13 protein-coding genes are annotated in these 15,856 nt (G+C 62.0%); 5 read left to right on the top strand and 8 right to left on the bottom strand.

What is annotated here, in order from left to right; genetic code table 11:
* Nucleotides 1-39: 39 nt before the first annotated feature.
* A complete protein-coding gene (locus M2416_RS04605) occupies nucleotides 40-1,131 on the bottom strand; it encodes an oxidoreductase (protein WP_259222361.1) in 1,092 nt (363 codons plus the stop codon).
* Nucleotides 1,132-1,294: 163 nt separating this feature from the next.
* On the opposite strand from M2416_RS04605, the gene M2416_RS04600 reads away from it, so the two are divergent.
* The 4 genes from M2416_RS04600 to M2416_RS04585 are packed head-to-tail and all read left to right on the top strand — an operon-like array spanning nucleotide 1,295 to nucleotide 6,131.
* A complete protein-coding gene (locus M2416_RS04600; RefSeq protein ID WP_241722048.1) occupies nucleotides 1,295-2,797 on the top strand; it encodes a sugar ABC transporter ATP-binding protein in 1,503 nt (500 codons plus the stop codon).
* Nucleotides 2,794-3,792 carry an ABC transporter permease gene (locus M2416_RS04595; protein WP_259222358.1) on the top strand — a complete coding sequence of 333 codons (999 nt, stop codon included), beginning with the start codon at nucleotides 2,794-2,796 and terminating at the stop codon, nucleotides 3,790-3,792. Before M2416_RS04600 ends, M2416_RS04595 begins: the two co-directional genes overlap by 4 nt.
* Nucleotides 3,793-3,812: 20 nt before the next feature.
* A complete protein-coding gene (locus tag M2416_RS04590; protein ID WP_076944898.1) occupies nucleotides 3,813-4,877 on the top strand; it encodes a sugar ABC transporter substrate-binding protein in 1,065 nt (354 codons plus the stop codon).
* 9 nt (nucleotides 4,878-4,886) lie between these two features.
* Complete coding sequence (locus M2416_RS04585; protein WP_076944899.1) at nucleotides 4,887-6,131, top strand: LVIVD repeat-containing protein; 1,245 nt, start codon at nucleotides 4,887-4,889, stop codon at nucleotides 6,129-6,131.
* A gap of 59 nt (nucleotides 6,132-6,190) precedes the next feature.
* Here the strand turns inward: M2416_RS04585 and mtnK are convergent, their stop codons facing one another.
* On the bottom strand, nucleotides 6,191-7,390 hold the full coding sequence (gene mtnK, locus M2416_RS04580; RefSeq protein ID WP_076944900.1) for an S-methyl-5-thioribose kinase: 1,200 nt from the start codon (nucleotides 7,388-7,390) through the stop codon (nucleotides 6,191-6,193).
* A gap of 103 nt (nucleotides 7,391-7,493) precedes the next feature.
* Between mtnK and mtnA the strand changes: the two genes are divergently transcribed.
* Nucleotides 7,494-8,522, top strand: a complete 1,029-nt coding sequence (mtnA, locus tag M2416_RS04575) for an S-methyl-5-thioribose-1-phosphate isomerase (protein WP_259222353.1) — start codon at nucleotides 7,494-7,496, stop codon at nucleotides 8,520-8,522.
* Between the two features lie 40 nt (nucleotides 8,523-8,562).
* On the opposite strand, the gene M2416_RS04570 is transcribed toward mtnA, so the two are convergent.
* The 6 genes from M2416_RS04570 to M2416_RS04545 form a co-directional block, all read right to left on the bottom strand.
* Nucleotides 8,563-9,831, bottom strand: a complete 1,269-nt coding sequence (locus tag M2416_RS04570; RefSeq protein WP_259222352.1) for a histidine-type phosphatase — start codon at nucleotides 9,829-9,831, stop codon at nucleotides 8,563-8,565.
* A 25-nt stretch (nucleotides 9,832-9,856) separates the two neighbouring features.
* Nucleotides 9,857-11,212 carry an MFS transporter gene (locus M2416_RS04565; RefSeq protein ID WP_041144543.1) on the bottom strand — a complete coding sequence of 452 codons (1,356 nt, stop codon included), beginning with the start codon at nucleotides 11,210-11,212 and terminating at the stop codon, nucleotides 9,857-9,859.
* A gap of 111 nt (nucleotides 11,213-11,323) precedes the next feature.
* Complete coding sequence (locus M2416_RS04560) at nucleotides 11,324-12,133, bottom strand: inositol monophosphatase family protein (protein WP_259222350.1); 810 nt, start codon at nucleotides 12,131-12,133, stop codon at nucleotides 11,324-11,326.
* Between the two features lie 119 nt (nucleotides 12,134-12,252).
* Nucleotides 12,253-13,242, bottom strand: coding sequence for a LacI family DNA-binding transcriptional regulator (locus tag M2416_RS04555; protein ID WP_259222348.1), 990 nt, complete (start codon nucleotides 13,240-13,242; stop codon nucleotides 12,253-12,255).
* A 143-nt stretch (nucleotides 13,243-13,385) separates the two neighbouring features.
* Nucleotides 13,386-14,624: a cytosine deaminase gene (codA, locus tag M2416_RS04550; RefSeq protein WP_259222347.1), complete on the bottom strand. Its 1,239-nt coding sequence runs from the start codon at nucleotides 14,622-14,624 to the stop codon at nucleotides 13,386-13,388.
* The gene (locus tag M2416_RS04545; protein WP_259222346.1) at nucleotides 14,621-15,856 is read right to left on the bottom strand and encodes a PucR family transcriptional regulator; all 1,236 of its coding nucleotides are present in this window, start codon (nucleotides 15,854-15,856) and stop codon (nucleotides 14,621-14,623) included. Before M2416_RS04545 ends, codA begins: the two co-directional genes overlap by 4 nt.

Here is a 15,856-nt window from a genome sequence, read left to right as displayed (position 1 = left end):
CTTTTTGCCGCGGCCGTTTTCACGACCGGTGCCATCGCATCAGGCGTGGCTAAAATTTTCTACCTTCGTGAAGGCGGCGTACAGGGTCTGCGGCGTCAGCTCCACCGGCAGGAAGTGGATGGACTCGACCGGGCGCAGGGTATGGGCAATGACCCGATCCAGCTCGTCCCGGTTGTGGATATCGATATCCAGCGCCGCGAGGGTGGTCGGCAGGTTAAAGCGCTGATATGCGCTCACCAGCTGGGCTAAAACTTCGTCCTGGCCGAGCAGGGCGCTCTGCACCAGAATGCCGTAGGCGACCTTGGTGCCGTGGAGAAACTTCTCCGTCTGCGGCAGCACCGTCAGGCCGTTGTGCACCGCGTGGGCCGCCGCCACTCGGGTGTAGCGCTCGCCGAGGCCGCCGACCATTCCGCCGCCGGCGATAATCGCATCGATAACGTCCAGCAGCGCCTGGCTCAGCTCGCCGCGCTGCCGGTCGGCGAGCGCCGTTTCGCTGCTCTCCAGCAGAACGTCGCGGATCGCCAGCGCGCCGTTAATCCCCAGGCGTACGGTCAGCGGCAGGGTTTCCGGCCGCGGCGCCAGCACCACCGCCTCATACCATTTCGCCAGCGTATCGCCGATCCCCGCCAGCAGATACTCCTCCGGCGCGTTGAGGACGATCCGCGGCTCCACCAGCACCAGGAAGTTGGCGTCGTCGAAAATTTCAAAATGCAGCGCCTGGCCGGCGTCGTTGTACCACACCGACAGCGGAGTCCACGCCGCGCAGGTGGCGGCGATGGTCGGGATCGCCACCACCGGTAGCGCAAGCCGCCTGGCCACCGCTTTGGCGGTATCCAGCAGCGCGCCGCCGCCGACGCCAATCACCACGGAGCGGTCTTCACCCGCCTCGTGGACCAGCCGGGCGACGTCGCTTTCGCTGCAGTGGCCCTTAAAGAGGATTTTTTTGGCGCCGGGCGCGCTGAAGGCCTCGGGTAAAAAGGGTTCTGCGCCGGCGATGGCTCGCTCGCCGTAGATCCACAGCGCCCGGGAAAGCTGCTCTGCGCTGTAAAAATCATGCAGCCGCGCGAGGCTGCCGGGATGGGAGAAGTAGTTGGCGGGGCCGGGGACCACGCGGATATCGCTGTTGCTCATAGAAGCTGCCCTTATTGTCGTTTCGCTAACCTGATGTTATGTCTGGACATCCGGATGGCTAATATTATTTCGTTTTATCTTATGCCTTTTACGCAGTTGTCAGTCAAGGACGGCTGTGAAAAATTCATTAAATCAGAATATTAATCGTAAAGGGTAGCAGGGGATGACAGCCAATCGCCTCGAGATGCACAACATTAACCTGGCCTTTTCCGGCTTTCGGGCGCTGAACAACGTGGCGTTTTCCCTGAAGGGGGGGACCGTGCACGCGCTGACCGGCGCCAACGGCGCGGGAAAATCGACGCTGATGGCGGTGCTCTGCGGGACGCACGCGCATTATGAGGGCGAGATTGTCATCAATAATCAGCCGGTCAATATTCGTTCTCCACGCGATGCAAAGCAGCTTGGCATTCATCTGGTGCAGCAGGAAGTCGACGTGGCGCTTGTTCCCGGCCTGAGCATTGCCGAAAACATCATGCTGGACCGGCTGGCGCTGCCGGGCCAGGGCTTTAGCTGGCGGCGGGTCCGCGAGCAGGCCCGGGCCGCGCTGGCCCAGCTGGATATCGTTCTTGACGTGCGGCGCTCTATCGACAGCTGCTCACTGGCCGAGAAGCAGCAAATTCTGCTGGCGCGGGCCCTGTCGCACCACTGCCGCTTCCTGATCCTTGATGAACCGACGGCGCCGCTGGATCGTCACGAAAGCGAACGCCTGTTTACCGTGGTGCGCCGCCTGCAGCAGCAGGGGATCGGCGTGGTGTTTATCTCGCACCGCATTCATGAGCTGAAGGCCATTTGCGACACCTTAACGGTGCTGCGCGACGGACGGCTGATCGAAAGCGGCCCGATGGCGGAGCTCAGCGGCGAGCAGATCGTGGAAAAGATGCTCGGCCATGAGCTTAGCGATATCTTTCCGCCGAAGCGCCCGCCGCACGGGGAAGAGGTGCTGCTCCAGGTGGAAGGGCTGCACGACGAGGGGCTGCTGCAGGATATCTCTCTGCGCCTGCGCAAGGGCGAAATTCTCGGCATCGCCGGGCTGGCGGGCGCCGGTAAAACCGAACTGTGCAAGGCGCTGTTCGGCGCCAGCAAAAGTCGCCTGACGCGCGGCGAGCTGAACAGCCAGCCGTGGCGCCCGCGCGACCCGGCGGACTCCGTTACCCGCGGGCTGGCGCTGGTGCCGGAGGAGCGGCGCAAAGAGGGTATTTTTATCGAAGAGCCTATCGCCATGAACCTCGCGGTGAGCGCCGATAGCAGCTTTTCGCGCTGGAGCCTGTTTGGCCATCGCCAGGCGTGGCGCTGGGCGGAGGAGGTGGTGGCCCGCATCGGCATTCGCACCACCGGCCCGGGTCAGACGCTGCGTCGCCTCTCCGGCGGCAATCAGCAGAAGGTCGCCATCGGTAAGTGGCTGCGCGGCAGCGCCAACGTGCTGATTTTTGATGAGCCGACCAAAGGCGTCGACGTGAAGGCAAAGACCGACCTGTTCAACCTGATCGACGGGCTGGCGCGAGAAGGCAAAGGGGTGATCTACGCCTCGGGCGAATTCTCGGAGCTGGTTGGATTGTGCGACCGCATTTGCGTGCTGTGGGATGGCCGCATTGTGGCAGAAATAGCGGGCGCAGAGGCCCGTGAAGAGACCCTACTTTATTACTCCACCGGAGGAGCAGCAGCGTGAGCAAGGCCCTGACCGCTACCGCGACGGCATCGAGCCGTCAGCGACTTTTCGATTTTCTCTACAAATGGGGCATGTTGCTAACCGTTGTGCTGCTGATCGCCGTTTTTGGCCTCGCATCGGATAACTTCCTCGACCCGTTCAACATCATCAACATTCTGCGCTCTATTGCCATCGTCACGGTGATCGCCATCGGGGTGTCGATTTCACTCACCATCGGCGGATTCGACCTGTCGGTCGGCTCGACCGCCTCGCTGGCGAACGCGCTGGTGATTTCGCTGTTCGTCTGGCACGGGTTTAGCACCACCGAGGCGATTCTGGTGACCCTGGCGCTGTGCACCCTGGTGGGGCTGTTTAACGCCTTTCTGATCGTGGTGCTGCGCATTCCCGACATGCTCGCGACCCTCGCCAGCCTGTTCGTGATCCAGGGCGTGGCGATGACCTACAGCTACGGCGGCTCGATTACCGAGAACATGGTGCTGCCGAGCGGCGAGATGGCGGAAGGGACTATTCCGGCGGCGTTCGGCCTGCTGGGGCAGGTGCCGACAATTGTCATCATTATGCTGGCGGTAACCGTGGTTGCCCAGCTGGCGCTCTCTTTCACCACCCACGGGCGGCGGATGTACGCCATCGGCGGCAACCCGCAGGCCGCGCGTCTTTCCGGCCTGCGCATCACGCGCTACAAGGTGGCGGCGTACGTTATCGCCTCGCTGCTGGCGGGCCTCGGCGGCATTTTGCTGGCGTCGCGCATCGGCTCCTCCCAGGTTAACGCCGGCGGCGGTTACCTGATGGACGCGGTGGCGGCGGCGTGGATCGGCTTCTCGCTGGCGGGCTCGGGCAAACCGAACGCGCTGGGCACGCTGGTGGGGGCGGTGATCCTCGGGGTGCTCTCTAACGGCCTGGTGATGCTCTCGGTTCCGTACTACGCAATGGACATTATTAAAGGGCTGGTGCTGGCTGGCGCGTTAGCACTGACCTATTTTCAGCGCCGCACCTAATTATAAACAGGGTAAACATGATGAAAAAAATAACGCTTTCTCTTATCGCGCTGGGGCTGCTCAACTCCGTAGCCGCCTATGCTGAGACGCCAACGCCGGTGCCGGCGGCTATCGCTGAACATAACGGGCCGATCCGTATTGCGGTGATCCGCAACCTGGGCTCCGATGATAACACTACCCAGTTTGTCTCCGGGGCTATCCAGGAAGGCAAGAAGCTCGGCTTTAAAATGAGCACCTTCCTGAGCAACGGCGACGACGCGAAATTCCAGGACTTCGTCAATCAGGCCATCAGCCAGAAATATGACGGTATTATTCTCTCCCAGGGGCGCGATCCCTACTCGACCGCGCTGGTGAAGAAGGCGGTGGACGCCGGGATCAAGGTCGCGGTATTTGATACCGCCGTCAGCAGCGAGATCCCTGGCGTGACCGTAACCCAGCAGGATGACGCCTCCCTGACCGACCTCTCCTTTGGTCAACTGGTGAAAGATTTCAACGGCAAAGCCAACATTATCAAGCTGTGGGTCGCCGGCTTCCCGCCGATGGAGCGCCGTCAGGTGGCTTACCAGGCGCTGCTCAAGCAGAACCCTGGCATCAAAGAGCTGGAGTCGATCGGCGCCGTCTCCTCCGACGTGCAGGGCGATACCGCCAACAAGGTCGGGGCGATCCTCGCGAAATACCCGAAAGGCAAAATTGACGCTATCTGGGGTACCTGGGACGCCTTCAGCCAGGGCGCCTATAAGGCGCTCAAAGAGAACGGGCGCACCGAAATTAAGCTCTACAGCATTGATATCTCTAACCAGGATCTGCAGCTGATGCGCGAATCCGGCAGCCCGTGGAAGGTGAGCGTGGCCGTCGATCCGAAGCTTATCGGGGCGACCAACGTGCGCCTGGTGGCCAACAAGATTGCCGGAGAGCCGACGCCTGCAACCTACGATTTTAAAGCGGCGGCAATTCCTCAGGCGCTGCTGGCCGCGCAGCCGGGGGCGGTGAACGTGGCCTCGCTGGGCAAAATCATTCCGGGCTGGGGCCAGACCGAAGACTTTATCGCCCCGTGGTTCGCCACCCTGGAAGCCAAAAACAAGTAAGGAGCAGGTATGGCGACGGAACTCCCGCGCCCCGACTACAGCCGCAATATGCGGCTGATTGGGCATAGCGATCAGGGCGGGCGCCCGGATGGCGTCCAGCTGATGGTGCATCGTGGTTTTGCCTATATCGGCCACATGGTATCCCAGGGTTTTTCGGTGGTGGACGTTCGCGATCCGCAAAACCCCAAAGCGGTGAACTACGTTGCCGCGCCGCCCGGTACCTGGAACGTCCACCTGCAGGCGCACGACGACCTGCTGCTGGTGATCAACGCCCGGGATCTCTTTGCCGATGCCCGCTTCGCCGACGAGAAGGTCTACTATACCCGCTCGGTGGGGGAGACGGTCAGCGACGTGCGGGAGAAGGGCTGGAGCGCCGGGCTGCGTATTTTTGATATCTCCGTTGCCGATAAGCCGAGGGAAATCAGCTTTCTGTCGCTCGACGGGATCGGTATTCATCGAATCTGGTACGTTGGCGGCCGCTGGGCCTACGTTTCCGCGCTGATCGACGGTTTTAGCGACTATATCTTCCTGACTATCGATCTCGCCGATCCGCGCAACCCGCAGGTCGCCGGGCGCTGGTGGCTGCCGGGGATGAACCAGGCGGCAGGGGAGACGGCGAGCTGGCCGCAGGGGAAACGCTACGCCCTGCATCACGCCATTATCGCCGGAGATACCGCCTACGGCAGCTGGCGCGACGGCGGCCTGACCCTGCTCGACGTCAAGGATCGCACCCAGCCGAAGCTGATTAGCCACCGCAACTGGAGCCCGCCGTTTGGCGGCGGCACCCATACCGCGCTGCCGCTGCCGGATCGCGATTTGCTGGTGGTGCTCGACGAAGCGGTGCTCGATAACCAGCAGGACGGCGAGAAGCTGATCTGGCTGTTCGATATCCGCGAACCGGCGAATCCGGTCAGCATCTCGACCTTCCCGCAGCCGAGTGAGGAGGACTATGTGGCGAAAGGGGCGCATTTTGGCCCGCATAATCTGCATGAGAACCGCCCCGGAAGCTTTGTCAGCTCGACGCTGATTTTCGCCACTTACCAAAACGCGGGGGTGCGGGCCTACGACATCTCCGACCCCTACCGGCCGGTAGAAACCGGGGCGCTGGTGCCCGCGGCGCCGGCGAAGATGATGGATACCCGACCGGGTCGCCCGCGGGTGATCCAGTCCTGCGACGTGTTCGTTGACGCGCAGGGGATTATCTACAGCACCGACTATAACGGCGGGCTGTCGGTGATCGAGTATTTGGGGTAGGGAAGGGCGGTAAATGGAGAGCCCGGGCAGCGCGCTGCCCGGGAACGACCGGGAAGGGATTAGCCGTACTGGCGAATGCGGGCGATCAGCTCGTCGACGCCGTCGATGCGTTCGGCAATCACGATCAGCGCTTTGCCGAGCGAAATCGCGTGGCGCAGGCACTCATGACGCATGGCCTCATCGCCAATGCTGTCGATATCGGCGACGTGCGACAGGCCGACGCTGCGGCGAATCAGCTCGGTTCCGCAGAAGCCAATCGCGTCCGCCCACACTTTTTTCAGGAACGCCGAGGCATAGCCGGGATAGGCCAGCGCCGCATCGCGGCTCTTCTCCGCCGCCAGCGCCTGGAAGCGCTCGGCAAAGGTCGTCCACAGCGCCTGAATATCGTTCAGCCGCTGTTCGCGTGCGGCGGCGGCGTCGCGAATGCCCAGATGGCCCGGCAGGCCGCAGTAGTTGAGCAGCAGGTTGCCGATGGCGGTGCCGATATCAAAGCCAATCGGGCCGAAATAGCCGAACTCGGCGTCGATGGCTTTAAAGCTGCCTTCGGCAACGAAAATGGAGCCGCTGTGGATATCGCCGTGCAGCAGCGCTTCCGCCTGGGAGAAGAAGCGGTGCTTGAGCGAGGCCACCGCCAGCCTGAGCTGACTATCGTGGCGCAGGGCGGCAACATCCTCCTCCAGCGCCGGCGGATAGCTGTTGCGCTCGTGCACCTGGTAGGGGTCGTTGAAGAACAGGTCTTCGGTTATTTCACACATCTCCGGGTTAATAAAGCGCGCGACCTGGGCTTTTTTATCATGGGGATGGAGATAAAAATCGCTGGTATGGAACAGCGCCTGGGCGAGATATTCCCCCAGCTGGCTCGCCGCCTGCGGATAGTAAACGTTGGCGATAAGCTCCCCGCGCCAGATGCGGTGATCGGAAAGATCTTCCATCACCATCACCGCCAGCTCGGGATCAAAATGGTGAATTTTCACCGTGTGCTGCGGGCAGTGCTGATAGTGGCTGACCAGCGTCTGCGCCTCGAGCCGGGCGCGGTCGAGCGTCAGCGGCCAGGACTCCCCGACGCAGCGGACGTAGGGCAGCGCCTGCTTAACCACAATGCGGCTCACGCCCTGGGTATCAAAAATTTTAAATACCAGGTTGAGGTTACCGTCACCCACTTCCTGCGCGGACACCAGTTCCGACGGGTTATCGATACCGCCAAATTGTTGTGCATAAGCCACCGCATCGCTGGCCGTGAAGGTATGGTATTGCGACATTGCCTCGATCCTCAAAAGTTCTGATTAAGCCGTTCAGACGTCTATACTTCTGGATTCCATCCTGACACAATGTGATACAACAACGCAACAGGGATTTAACGACATGCAGACACTACAGACCACCAGCCTGCGGGTAAGCGAAAATCAGCTTTTTATTCTTGACCAGCAGGCATTGCCGCAGGAAAAACGCTGGCTGGCGGCAGATAACGTCCCGTTACTGGTTGACCATATTCACGCTCTGCGGGTGCGCGGGGCGCCGTTAATCGGTCTTTCTGCCAGTCTGCTGTTAGCGCTTTTGGCGCAGCGCGGCCTGACCCGCGATGAGCTATCGCAGGCGCTGGAAACGCTGCGCGCCGCGCGTCCGACGGCGGTTAACCTGATGAATAACCTCGATCGCATGAAGCTGGCGCTGGCTGAGGAAAACTATATTCCGGCCCTCGAAGAGGAGGCGCTGCGCCTGATTGAGGAAGATAAGCAGCTGTGCGCCAACATCGCGGAAACCGGCGTTAGCCTGGTCAACGCGGGCAGCCGCCTGCTGACTCATTGCAACACCGGCGGCCTGGCGACGGCCGGAGTGGGTACGGCGTTAGGGGTGATTGCGCTGGCCCATCAGCGCGGCCTGGTGGATAACGTGTGGGTCGACGAGACCCGCCCGCTGCTGCAGGGCGGCCGCCTGACCGCCTGGGAGCTGGGCGAGCTGGGGGTGCCCTATCAGCTGATTACCGATTCGATGGCCGCCAGCCTGATGGCTAAAGGGCAGGTCGACGCGGTGTGGGTTGGCGCCGACCGCATTGCCGCCAACGGCGACGTGGCGAACAAAATCGGTACCTATTCGCTGGCGGTGCTGGCGAAATATCACGGTATTCCGTTCTACGTCGCCGCGCCGCAAACCACCCTCGACCGCCGCTGTCCGAACGGCGAGGCCATTCCTATTGAGCAGCGCGCGCCGGCGGAGGTGACCGGGGTGGCCGGCAGCTTCGGCGCGGTGCAGTGGGCGCCGGCGGATGCGTCGGTTTATAACCCGGCGTTTGACGTCACGCCGGCGGCATTAATCAGCGGCTGGGTGCTGGACAGCGGCGTCGTTACCCAGGAGCAGGTGGCGGCCGGCGCATTTGCGCCCAGCGTTGCTTAGGAAAAAAGGCGAAGCGATGCCCCATCGCTTCGCGGTTGGCTTAGGGTAGCTCGAGGTTTACCGCGCTGACCGACTGCCGGTCAACGTTTTTGCCTAAGGCCGTAAGCGCCTGCCGGTAGGGACATAGCGTACCCACTTGCGTGAGCCGGCATCCCGGCTGGCTCCACTCCTGGCGCAGCAGCGGATGCTGGCGATCCGGCGTCTGCAGGTGGCGCAGGTCGTCGAGACTTTGCGCCTGGAAATAGACCCGGAGATAGCGTTCGCCGTTACTCGCATCGCGCCAGCGTTCAAGCACCAGGCTGCTGCCCGGCGGGATATTCCCCCGACTGTAGCCCGGCAGCTGCCAGCTAAACGCCATCAGCGTGCGCACCATCGCAATATTGGTATCGTGAGCCACCAGCAGCAGCCAGCGAACGTCCGGCTTAGCGCCCTCCTCGACGCCTTGCAGCATCGCATTCAGCAGGATTGAACCGCGCTTTTGCGCCGTATAGAAAACGTCGTTGCTCAGATCGTAGTTTGCCGTCAGCAGCGGTAGCAGGGCGCTAATCTGCGCGGAGCGGGTAATGTTTCCCCACGCCAGCTGGCTGAGCGGCAGGTTTTCGCTCCAGCCGAGGCGCAGCGTTTCGACCATATTAGCCATCACGCTAAGGCCTTCAATTGAGACTTTACCGCTTTTCCCCTGCTTAACCTGCCAGGGCTGGTCAAAGACCGGACAGGGCTTGCCGGCGATGCAGACGGCATTTTTCAACAGCTGGATGGTGGGCTCCAGGGCCCGGCGGCGCAGCGCCAGGTCACCGGCTTTTTTTTGCACCTCCGCCAGCTGCCGGGAGGGATCGGTCCGGGTTGCCGCGAATTGATCGGTCTGGAATAGCGGGTCAGCGTCGCCGGCGACGTAGTGAATGCGCGTCCCGCATCCCGGAAACGCGCCGTCAACCAGGGCCTCAGCGGTGGCTCGCGTGCGCTGCAGCGGGCTGGCGCGGACGTAGATGTCGCCCGGGGTCGGGCAGCCGGCGCTCAGCAGCCCGAGCGCGCGGTAGTGCGCGCCCTCGGCCCGCCCTTTGTTCACGACCGCCGCGTAGCCGTGGCCGGTTAATTCCCCGTCGCGGGTTGTCCACTGCGTCCACGGGCGTTGGGTGGCGGCCTCGATGGCTTCGCGGTTGCCCGCCGTCGGCGGGCGGATCCCGTGGCGACTGAGCTCAACCACTTTTTCCAGCTGGTAGCGTTCGGCGGCACTGGTTTGCCCCGCGCCGAACGCGACGGCGCAGGTGATAAACAGGCGCAGCAATACCTGATGGCGTGTCGTCATCATAGAATATTCCTTATAGATTATTGGGTTATGATGGCAGCGATATCTGCTGTTCCGCGGCGTGGCGACGGGCTACGATGGCGGCGGTCACAAAGCAGAACAGGGCGGAGGCCAGGCCGGTCGCCACCCAGAACTGCGATAGCGTGCTGAAATTATACAGCGTAGTGCCGTTTTCGATGACCGCCGTTTTATCAATGATGATCCCGGTCAGAAACTCGCCCAGACCGGCGCCGGCGTAGCTGGCGATGCCGATGGTTCCGAGGGCGGCGCCGGCCGCTTTGCGCGACGAGATATCGACGGCAATCAGCCCGCCGAGGAAGCAGGTTAAGGCTCCGATGGTCGCGCCAAAAATAATCATCGCCAGAATATCCGTGACGTAGCCGTGGGGTGACCACAGCATCAGGGCGAATCCGGCGGTGTTCAGCAGGCTGATAAAGCCGGCCATCACGCTGCGGTTTCGGGGGAAGAAACGGTCGGAGAGCATCCCGGCGATAATGGTCCCGGCAATGCCGGCGATAGCGTTGACGCCAATGATCCCGGAGGCCTCAATGGTCGAATAGGCCTTATCCTGCTGCAGGAAGAAGATCCCCCACGAGTTCACCGCGTAGCGATCGATATACATAAACGCCGAGGCCAGCGCCAGCGTCCATAGCGCCGGGTTGCGCATGGCGAACAGCTGGTTTTTAAACACCGAACCGCCCGCTTCCTCCTGCTGCGGCTCATCGCGAATGATGTTGATTGGTGGAAAACCGCAGCTTTGCGGCGAGTCGCGCATAAACAGCAGCATAAGCACGACGCCTGCGGCGCCGAGGGCCGCCGTTGACAGGTAGCCCATCTGCCAGCCAAAGCCGGCAATGACCGCCGCGATCACCATATAGGTCATGGCTTCGCCAATATTATGCGCCGTTGACCAGATGGCGTAGAACGTCCCGCGCTCTTTACAGCCGTACCAGCGCGCCAGCGAGACGGCGCAGGGGCCGACGCCCATGGATTGCGCCCAGCCGTTGATCCCCCAGAAGATCGCCAGCAGCAGGGCGTTGGTGGTCATCCCCATCAGCAGATTCATCCCGGCGCTCAGCAGCAGGCCGAGGCTCATATAGCGCACCACGTTGGCATGATCGGCAATAAACCCGTTAACCAGCTTGCCGATGGCGTAGCTGAAAAAGAGCGCCGAGCCGATCATCCCGAGCTCGGTGGGCGTAATACCGAGCTCAACGAGCGCGCTTTTAGCAACGGTAAACGACAGGCGGCAGACGTAAAACGTCACGTAGGCGACCGTCATCGCCAGAAACGTTTGCCAGCGCACAAAGCGAAAGCGCTGCTCGCTGAACGGAGCGACGGCTTTGGGCGGCGTCGCGCGAAAAAAAGCAAAAAATCCAGACATGGTGTTATCTCCGAAGGTCGGAGGCCCGACTGATTAATGTGCTTCGTCCTTGAACTGAATTATCGTTGCTATGTAGGGTACATAATCAGATAAAGCCTGACCCTTAGCGGGTTAGTGTAACGGTTGCCGAAGCATGTTTTTTAACTGCGGGTAGAGCGTTTTGCCGGCCAGCAGCAGCGGGCTGCCGTTGATGATGCCGTCGTTGGCGAGATAATCATTCGTCTGCCCCCCCGCCTCGCGCATCAGCACCAGCCCGGGCAGGGCATCCCACGGGTTCATGTGCGGTTCGTAATAGCCGATTAAGCGTCCGGCCGCCGCCCAGGCGCTCATCAGGGCGCCGGACCCGTTGCGCACAAACATGCCGCCATCGCTGAGCAGCGCGTCGAGGAACGGCAGGAAGTCCGCCGGCGTGACGCGGTGGGATGTTCCCACGCCCATCACGCCCTCTTTGACCGTTCCGGCCGGATGGGGGGCGATCGGCGTCTCGTTGAGCCACGCGCCGTGCCCCTTCAGGGCATGAAATATTTCCTGATGGTTGGGGTCGTAAACCACTCCGATTACCGGTTCGCCGTCGGCCACGATAGCCAGCGACAGGCACCAGGTGTGCAGGCCGTTAAGAAAGCAGCTGGTGCCGTCAATCGGGTCGACTACCCACAGAATGGGCGCTTCCGTCAGCTGCGCGCCGCTCTCTTCGCCGAGAAAGCCGTCCTGCGGGAACGCGTTCACAATTTGCTGCTTAACAAACTCTTCGACCTGCTTATCGGCGATGCTCACCACGTCCTGCAGGTCGTGGCCCTTGTGATCGACCGCGAGGCTGCCGCGCTGCTGATAGAAGCGAAAGGCCAGCTCGGCGCCGGCTTTTGCCAGTTCACAGGCGAAGAGATAGCGGGCGTGCAGCGGGTCTGAGTCCAGTGATGTCATGTTTCCTCCGTTTTGCACACGTGTGCAATCAGTGATAAAAAAAGAGCCCCGAAAGGCAAAGTGAGTGTGGCGGGGAACGGCGGATTATTCTGTGATCGCTTTGGCATAAAATGAATTTTTCATTTTGCGCTTTCGCGAATAATTAATTTCACCGGCACTTCCCGGTGGCGAGAGGGAAGATCGAACCTGGCGATGCGGGTCACCAGCATCTCGACGGCGTGATGCGCCAGCAGCTCCGTATTCTGCTGAATTGTCGAGAGTTGATAGGGTTGCCAGGCGGCCTGGGGGATATCATCGAAGCCAATAACGGCCGGAAGCGGGGCGCTCGATTTGGCGGCGCGCAGGCCGTCCAGCGCCCCAAGGGCCAGCATATCGGTGGCGCAAAACAGCGCCTGCAGGCCGTGATTATCCAGCAGCAGCCGCCTGGCGGCATCAAAGCCGGCCTGATAGCCGGCGCTGGCGCAGAAGTGCGCGCTGACCTGCATTCCCCCGGCGTGGGCGATAAACGCCTCGTAGCGCTGGCGGGTGCTGAAGTTTTCGCCGTCCTCGCCGAGAAAGCCGACCTGCTGCCAGCGGCGGTGGCTAAACAGATCCGCGACCAGCTTCGCCCCCTGCGCGTTATCGCTGGACACCCGGTCACAGCCGGCGAGTTCGGCATGGCGGTTAATCAAGGTGACGGGGATTTTACGTTCCAGGTACTCCTCCGCCAGCGACAGCGGCGGCGCGCCGGAGGTGATGATCACTCCGGCTACGTGATAGCTCAGGAGCTGTTTAAGCGAAGGGGCCAGCTGCTGCGGATCGTCGGCGTTCATCAGCAGGGGCATAAAGCCGTTGAGCGCCAGCTGATGCACCAGCGGGGCGAGCAGCTTGCTGCGAAAAGGGTTATCAAAACCGGCGGTGACGATGCCGATAAAGTTGCTGCTGCCGGTGATCATCGTGCGGGCGATAATATTGACCTGGTAGCCCAGCTCCTCCGCCGCGGCGAGAACTTTCTGCCGCGTTTTGTCCGCCACCGACGCTCCGGGAGTAAAGGTTCGGGAGACGGCGGAGCGGGAGACGCCGGCAAGCCTGGCCACGTCCTCAGCCTTAATCCATTTTTTTTCGCTCATAGTGTCCGGGTACGGGTTGTTCTCAGGGAGCCCGCGCCGACTCCGGAACCCATCGTCGGCGCGCAAAAGTAGTAAGAAGGTACCACAGAAATCCCTGCGCGAGCAGGGGAGTGACGCGCTATGGGCGCCGCGTCACCCGCGGCTTATGCCGGATAGCGGATCTGCTCCGGCTGGCGCTGCAGGATAATTTTGCCGTGGCGGATGGAGGTCAGCACTTTGGCCTGACGCCGCACGGCGTCATAGTCATTTTCCGCATCGAGGATCAGCAGGTTCGCCGGGCGGCCTTCGGCGAGGCCGTAGTTATCGCCGAGGCACAGGGCCCGGGCGCTGTTATCGGTAATCAAATCGAGACAGCGCTGTAAATCTTCGTACCCCAGCATGTGGCAGATGTGCAGCCCGGCATCGAGGATGCGCATGATGTTGCCGTTGCCCAGCGGGTACCACGGGTCCTGAATGGAGTCCTGGGCAAAGCAGACGTTAATCCCGGCGCGGTCCAGCTCCGCCACTCGCGTCACGCCGCGGCGTTTTGGCCAGCCGTCGAAGCGCCCCTGCAGGTGGATGCTTTCGGTGGGGCAGGAGATAAAGTTGATGCCCGAGGCCTTGAGCAGGCGGAACAGCTTCGAGCAGTAGGCATTATCGTAGGAGCCCATCGCACAGGTGTGGCTGGCGGTGACCTGCGCGCCCATGCCGCGTACCCGGGCCTCTTCCGCCAGCACTTCCAGAAAGCGCGACTGCGGGTCATCGATCTCATCGCAGTGCACGTCCACCAGGCAGCCGTGGCGCTGGGCCAGATCCATCAGAAACACCAGCGAGCTGACGCCCTTGTCGCGGGTGTTCTCGTAGTGCGGAATGCCGCCCACCACGTCGGCGCCCATCTCGATGGCGCGGGTCATCAGCTCGCGTCCGCCGGGGAACGACTCGATCCCCTCCTGCGGAAAGGCGACGATTTGCAGGTCGATAAGATGGGAGGCCTCTTTTTTCACCGCCAGCATCGCCTCCAGCGCCGTCAGGGAAGGATCGGTGACGTCGATGTGGGTGCGCACGTGCTGCACGCCGTTGTCGCGCAGCATGCCGATGGTTTTCAGCGCGCGCTGGCGCGTATCTTCCACGGTGACGCTCGCTTTACGCTGGCTCCAGCGGGTGATGCCCTCAAACAGGGTGCCGCTCATATTCCACTCCGGCTCGCCCGCCGTCAGGGTAGCGTCAAGATGGATATGCGGCTCGACGAACGGCGGAATAACCAGCTTTTGCTGCGCGTCGATATCGCCGGCGTCAGCCGCCAGAGTGGCGGTTTGGGGAGCGATGCTCTTAATCACGCCGTCCCGGAGCTCAAGGGAATAGAGCGCTTCTTTGTGGCGCAGGCGCGCGTTGATAATTTTCATGGTTGTTCCCGTAAATGGTTTTGCGACATACGCCAGATAGCCAGGGCGACCGAGGCGTTGAGATGAAACTGCGGATGGCTGACCGGATAGCGGGTCAGCTTTTCAATACGCTGAATGCGCTGATGGAGGGTGTTGCGGTGAATGCCCAGACGCTCGGCGGCCCTCATCACGTTGCCGTTCTCCTGGAGCAGCGTTTCCAGGGTCTCCATCAGCAGCCACGGGCTTTTGCGATCGGGTTCAATCAGGCAGCCGAGGGTGTCGTGCATAAAATCGCTCAGCAGCGTGGGGTCGCCGACGGCGGAGAGCAGCTTGATAAAGCCCAGCTGCTGATAGTCGCTGATGCGCTGAGTCGGGCGCAGGGTATCGCTGAGATCCAGCGCCTGGCGCGCCTGCGACAGCGCCCGCGGGTAGCCCTGCAGCTCCTGCACCGGTGCGGAGAGGCCGCACAGCAGCGACAGCCCGTCGTCGCCCTCCGCAAGCTCAAGCAGCCACTGCTGCAGCCACTTTTTCTGCTGATAAAATTCGCCTTCCTCATCCGGGAGCAGGAAGAGAAACATATTGCTGCGCTCAACCAGCGGAAAGGGGTTGCCCTGCTGGTTGAGCTGCTGCTGCAGCCGCTGGCGCAGGGTGCGGCGGGCCTGCTGTAGCCAGGCTTCGGCCTGCTCCGGCGGAAACTGGCGAAACAGGCGCTGAATGCCCTCAAGGCGCAGCGCCGCCACCCGCAGCGGGCGGGTAAAGTCCAGCTGCTGGTGGAGCGCGCGCTGATGCAGGATCTGCAGGTCGGGATAGTCGCCGGTTAACAGCTGCAGCAGAATATCGCGCTGCGACTGCAGCGCGTTTTCGCTGCGCACCAGCGCGGTGCCGATACGCTCGGTGACGATCACCATTTTCAGCAGATAGGGCTGTTCGATCAGCGGAATGCCCAGCTCGTCGGCGAGGGCAATCAGTCGCGGCGGGATCGCCTGGATATAGGCGTCGCCGGTGAGGATCACCATGCCGGCGATCCCGTGCTGCTTGCCCTCCATCAGCAGGTGGATCAGGTTCTCCTCGCTGCGGGGGTGGTTGATCCCGGTGATAAACACCAGCTCTCCGCCCATGATCCACTCGGCGATATTTTCATTTTCCGCGACGTAGTACCAGCGCACCGCCAGCTGGAGCCCCTGCTGCCCCGCGCGCAGCCGCATCGCCGAGAGTCCATCAAGCGCGAGAATTTCGCTGACCGTCAGGCTCAT

The organism is Klebsiella sp. BIGb0132 (genome assembly GCF_024810075.1).
GTDB classification, from domain to species: domain Bacteria; phylum Pseudomonadota; class Gammaproteobacteria; order Enterobacterales; family Enterobacteriaceae; genus Klebsiella; species Klebsiella terrigena.
This window is presented reverse-complemented; position numbering and strand designations above follow the sequence as displayed.

Coding starts and splice junctions, on each gene's coding strand:
- M2416_RS04605 (WP_259222361.1), bottom strand. CDS start 1,131: ATGAGCAACAGCGATATCCGCGTGGTCCCCGGCCCCGCCAACTACTTC.
- M2416_RS04600 (WP_241722048.1), top strand. CDS start 1,295: ATGACAGCCAATCGCCTCGAGATGCACAACATTAACCTGGCCTTTTCC.
- M2416_RS04590 (WP_076944898.1), top strand. CDS start 3,813: ATGAAAAAAATAACGCTTTCTCTTATCGCGCTGGGGCTGCTCAACTCC.
- M2416_RS04585 (WP_076944899.1), top strand. CDS start 4,887: ATGGCGACGGAACTCCCGCGCCCCGACTACAGCCGCAATATGCGGCTG.
- mtnK (WP_076944900.1), bottom strand. CDS start 7,390: ATGTCGCAATACCATACCTTCACGGCCAGCGATGCGGTGGCTTATGCA.
- mtnA (WP_259222353.1), top strand. CDS start 7,494: ATGCAGACACTACAGACCACCAGCCTGCGGGTAAGCGAAAATCAGCTT.
- M2416_RS04570 (WP_259222352.1), bottom strand. CDS start 9,831: ATGATGACGACACGCCATCAGGTATTGCTGCGCCTGTTTATCACCTGC.
- M2416_RS04565 (WP_041144543.1), bottom strand. CDS start 11,212: ATGTCTGGATTTTTTGCTTTTTTTCGCGCGACGCCGCCCAAAGCCGTC.
- M2416_RS04560 (WP_259222350.1), bottom strand. CDS start 12,133: ATGACATCACTGGACTCAGACCCGCTGCACGCCCGCTATCTCTTCGCC.
- M2416_RS04555 (WP_259222348.1), bottom strand. CDS start 13,242: ATGAGCGAAAAAAAATGGATTAAGGCTGAGGACGTGGCCAGGCTTGCC.
- codA (WP_259222347.1), bottom strand. CDS start 14,624: ATGAAAATTATCAACGCGCGCCTGCGCCACAAAGAAGCGCTCTATTCC.
- M2416_RS04545 (WP_259222346.1), bottom strand. CDS start 15,856: ATGAGCCTGACGGTCAGCGAAATTCTCGCGCTTGATGGACTCTCGGCG.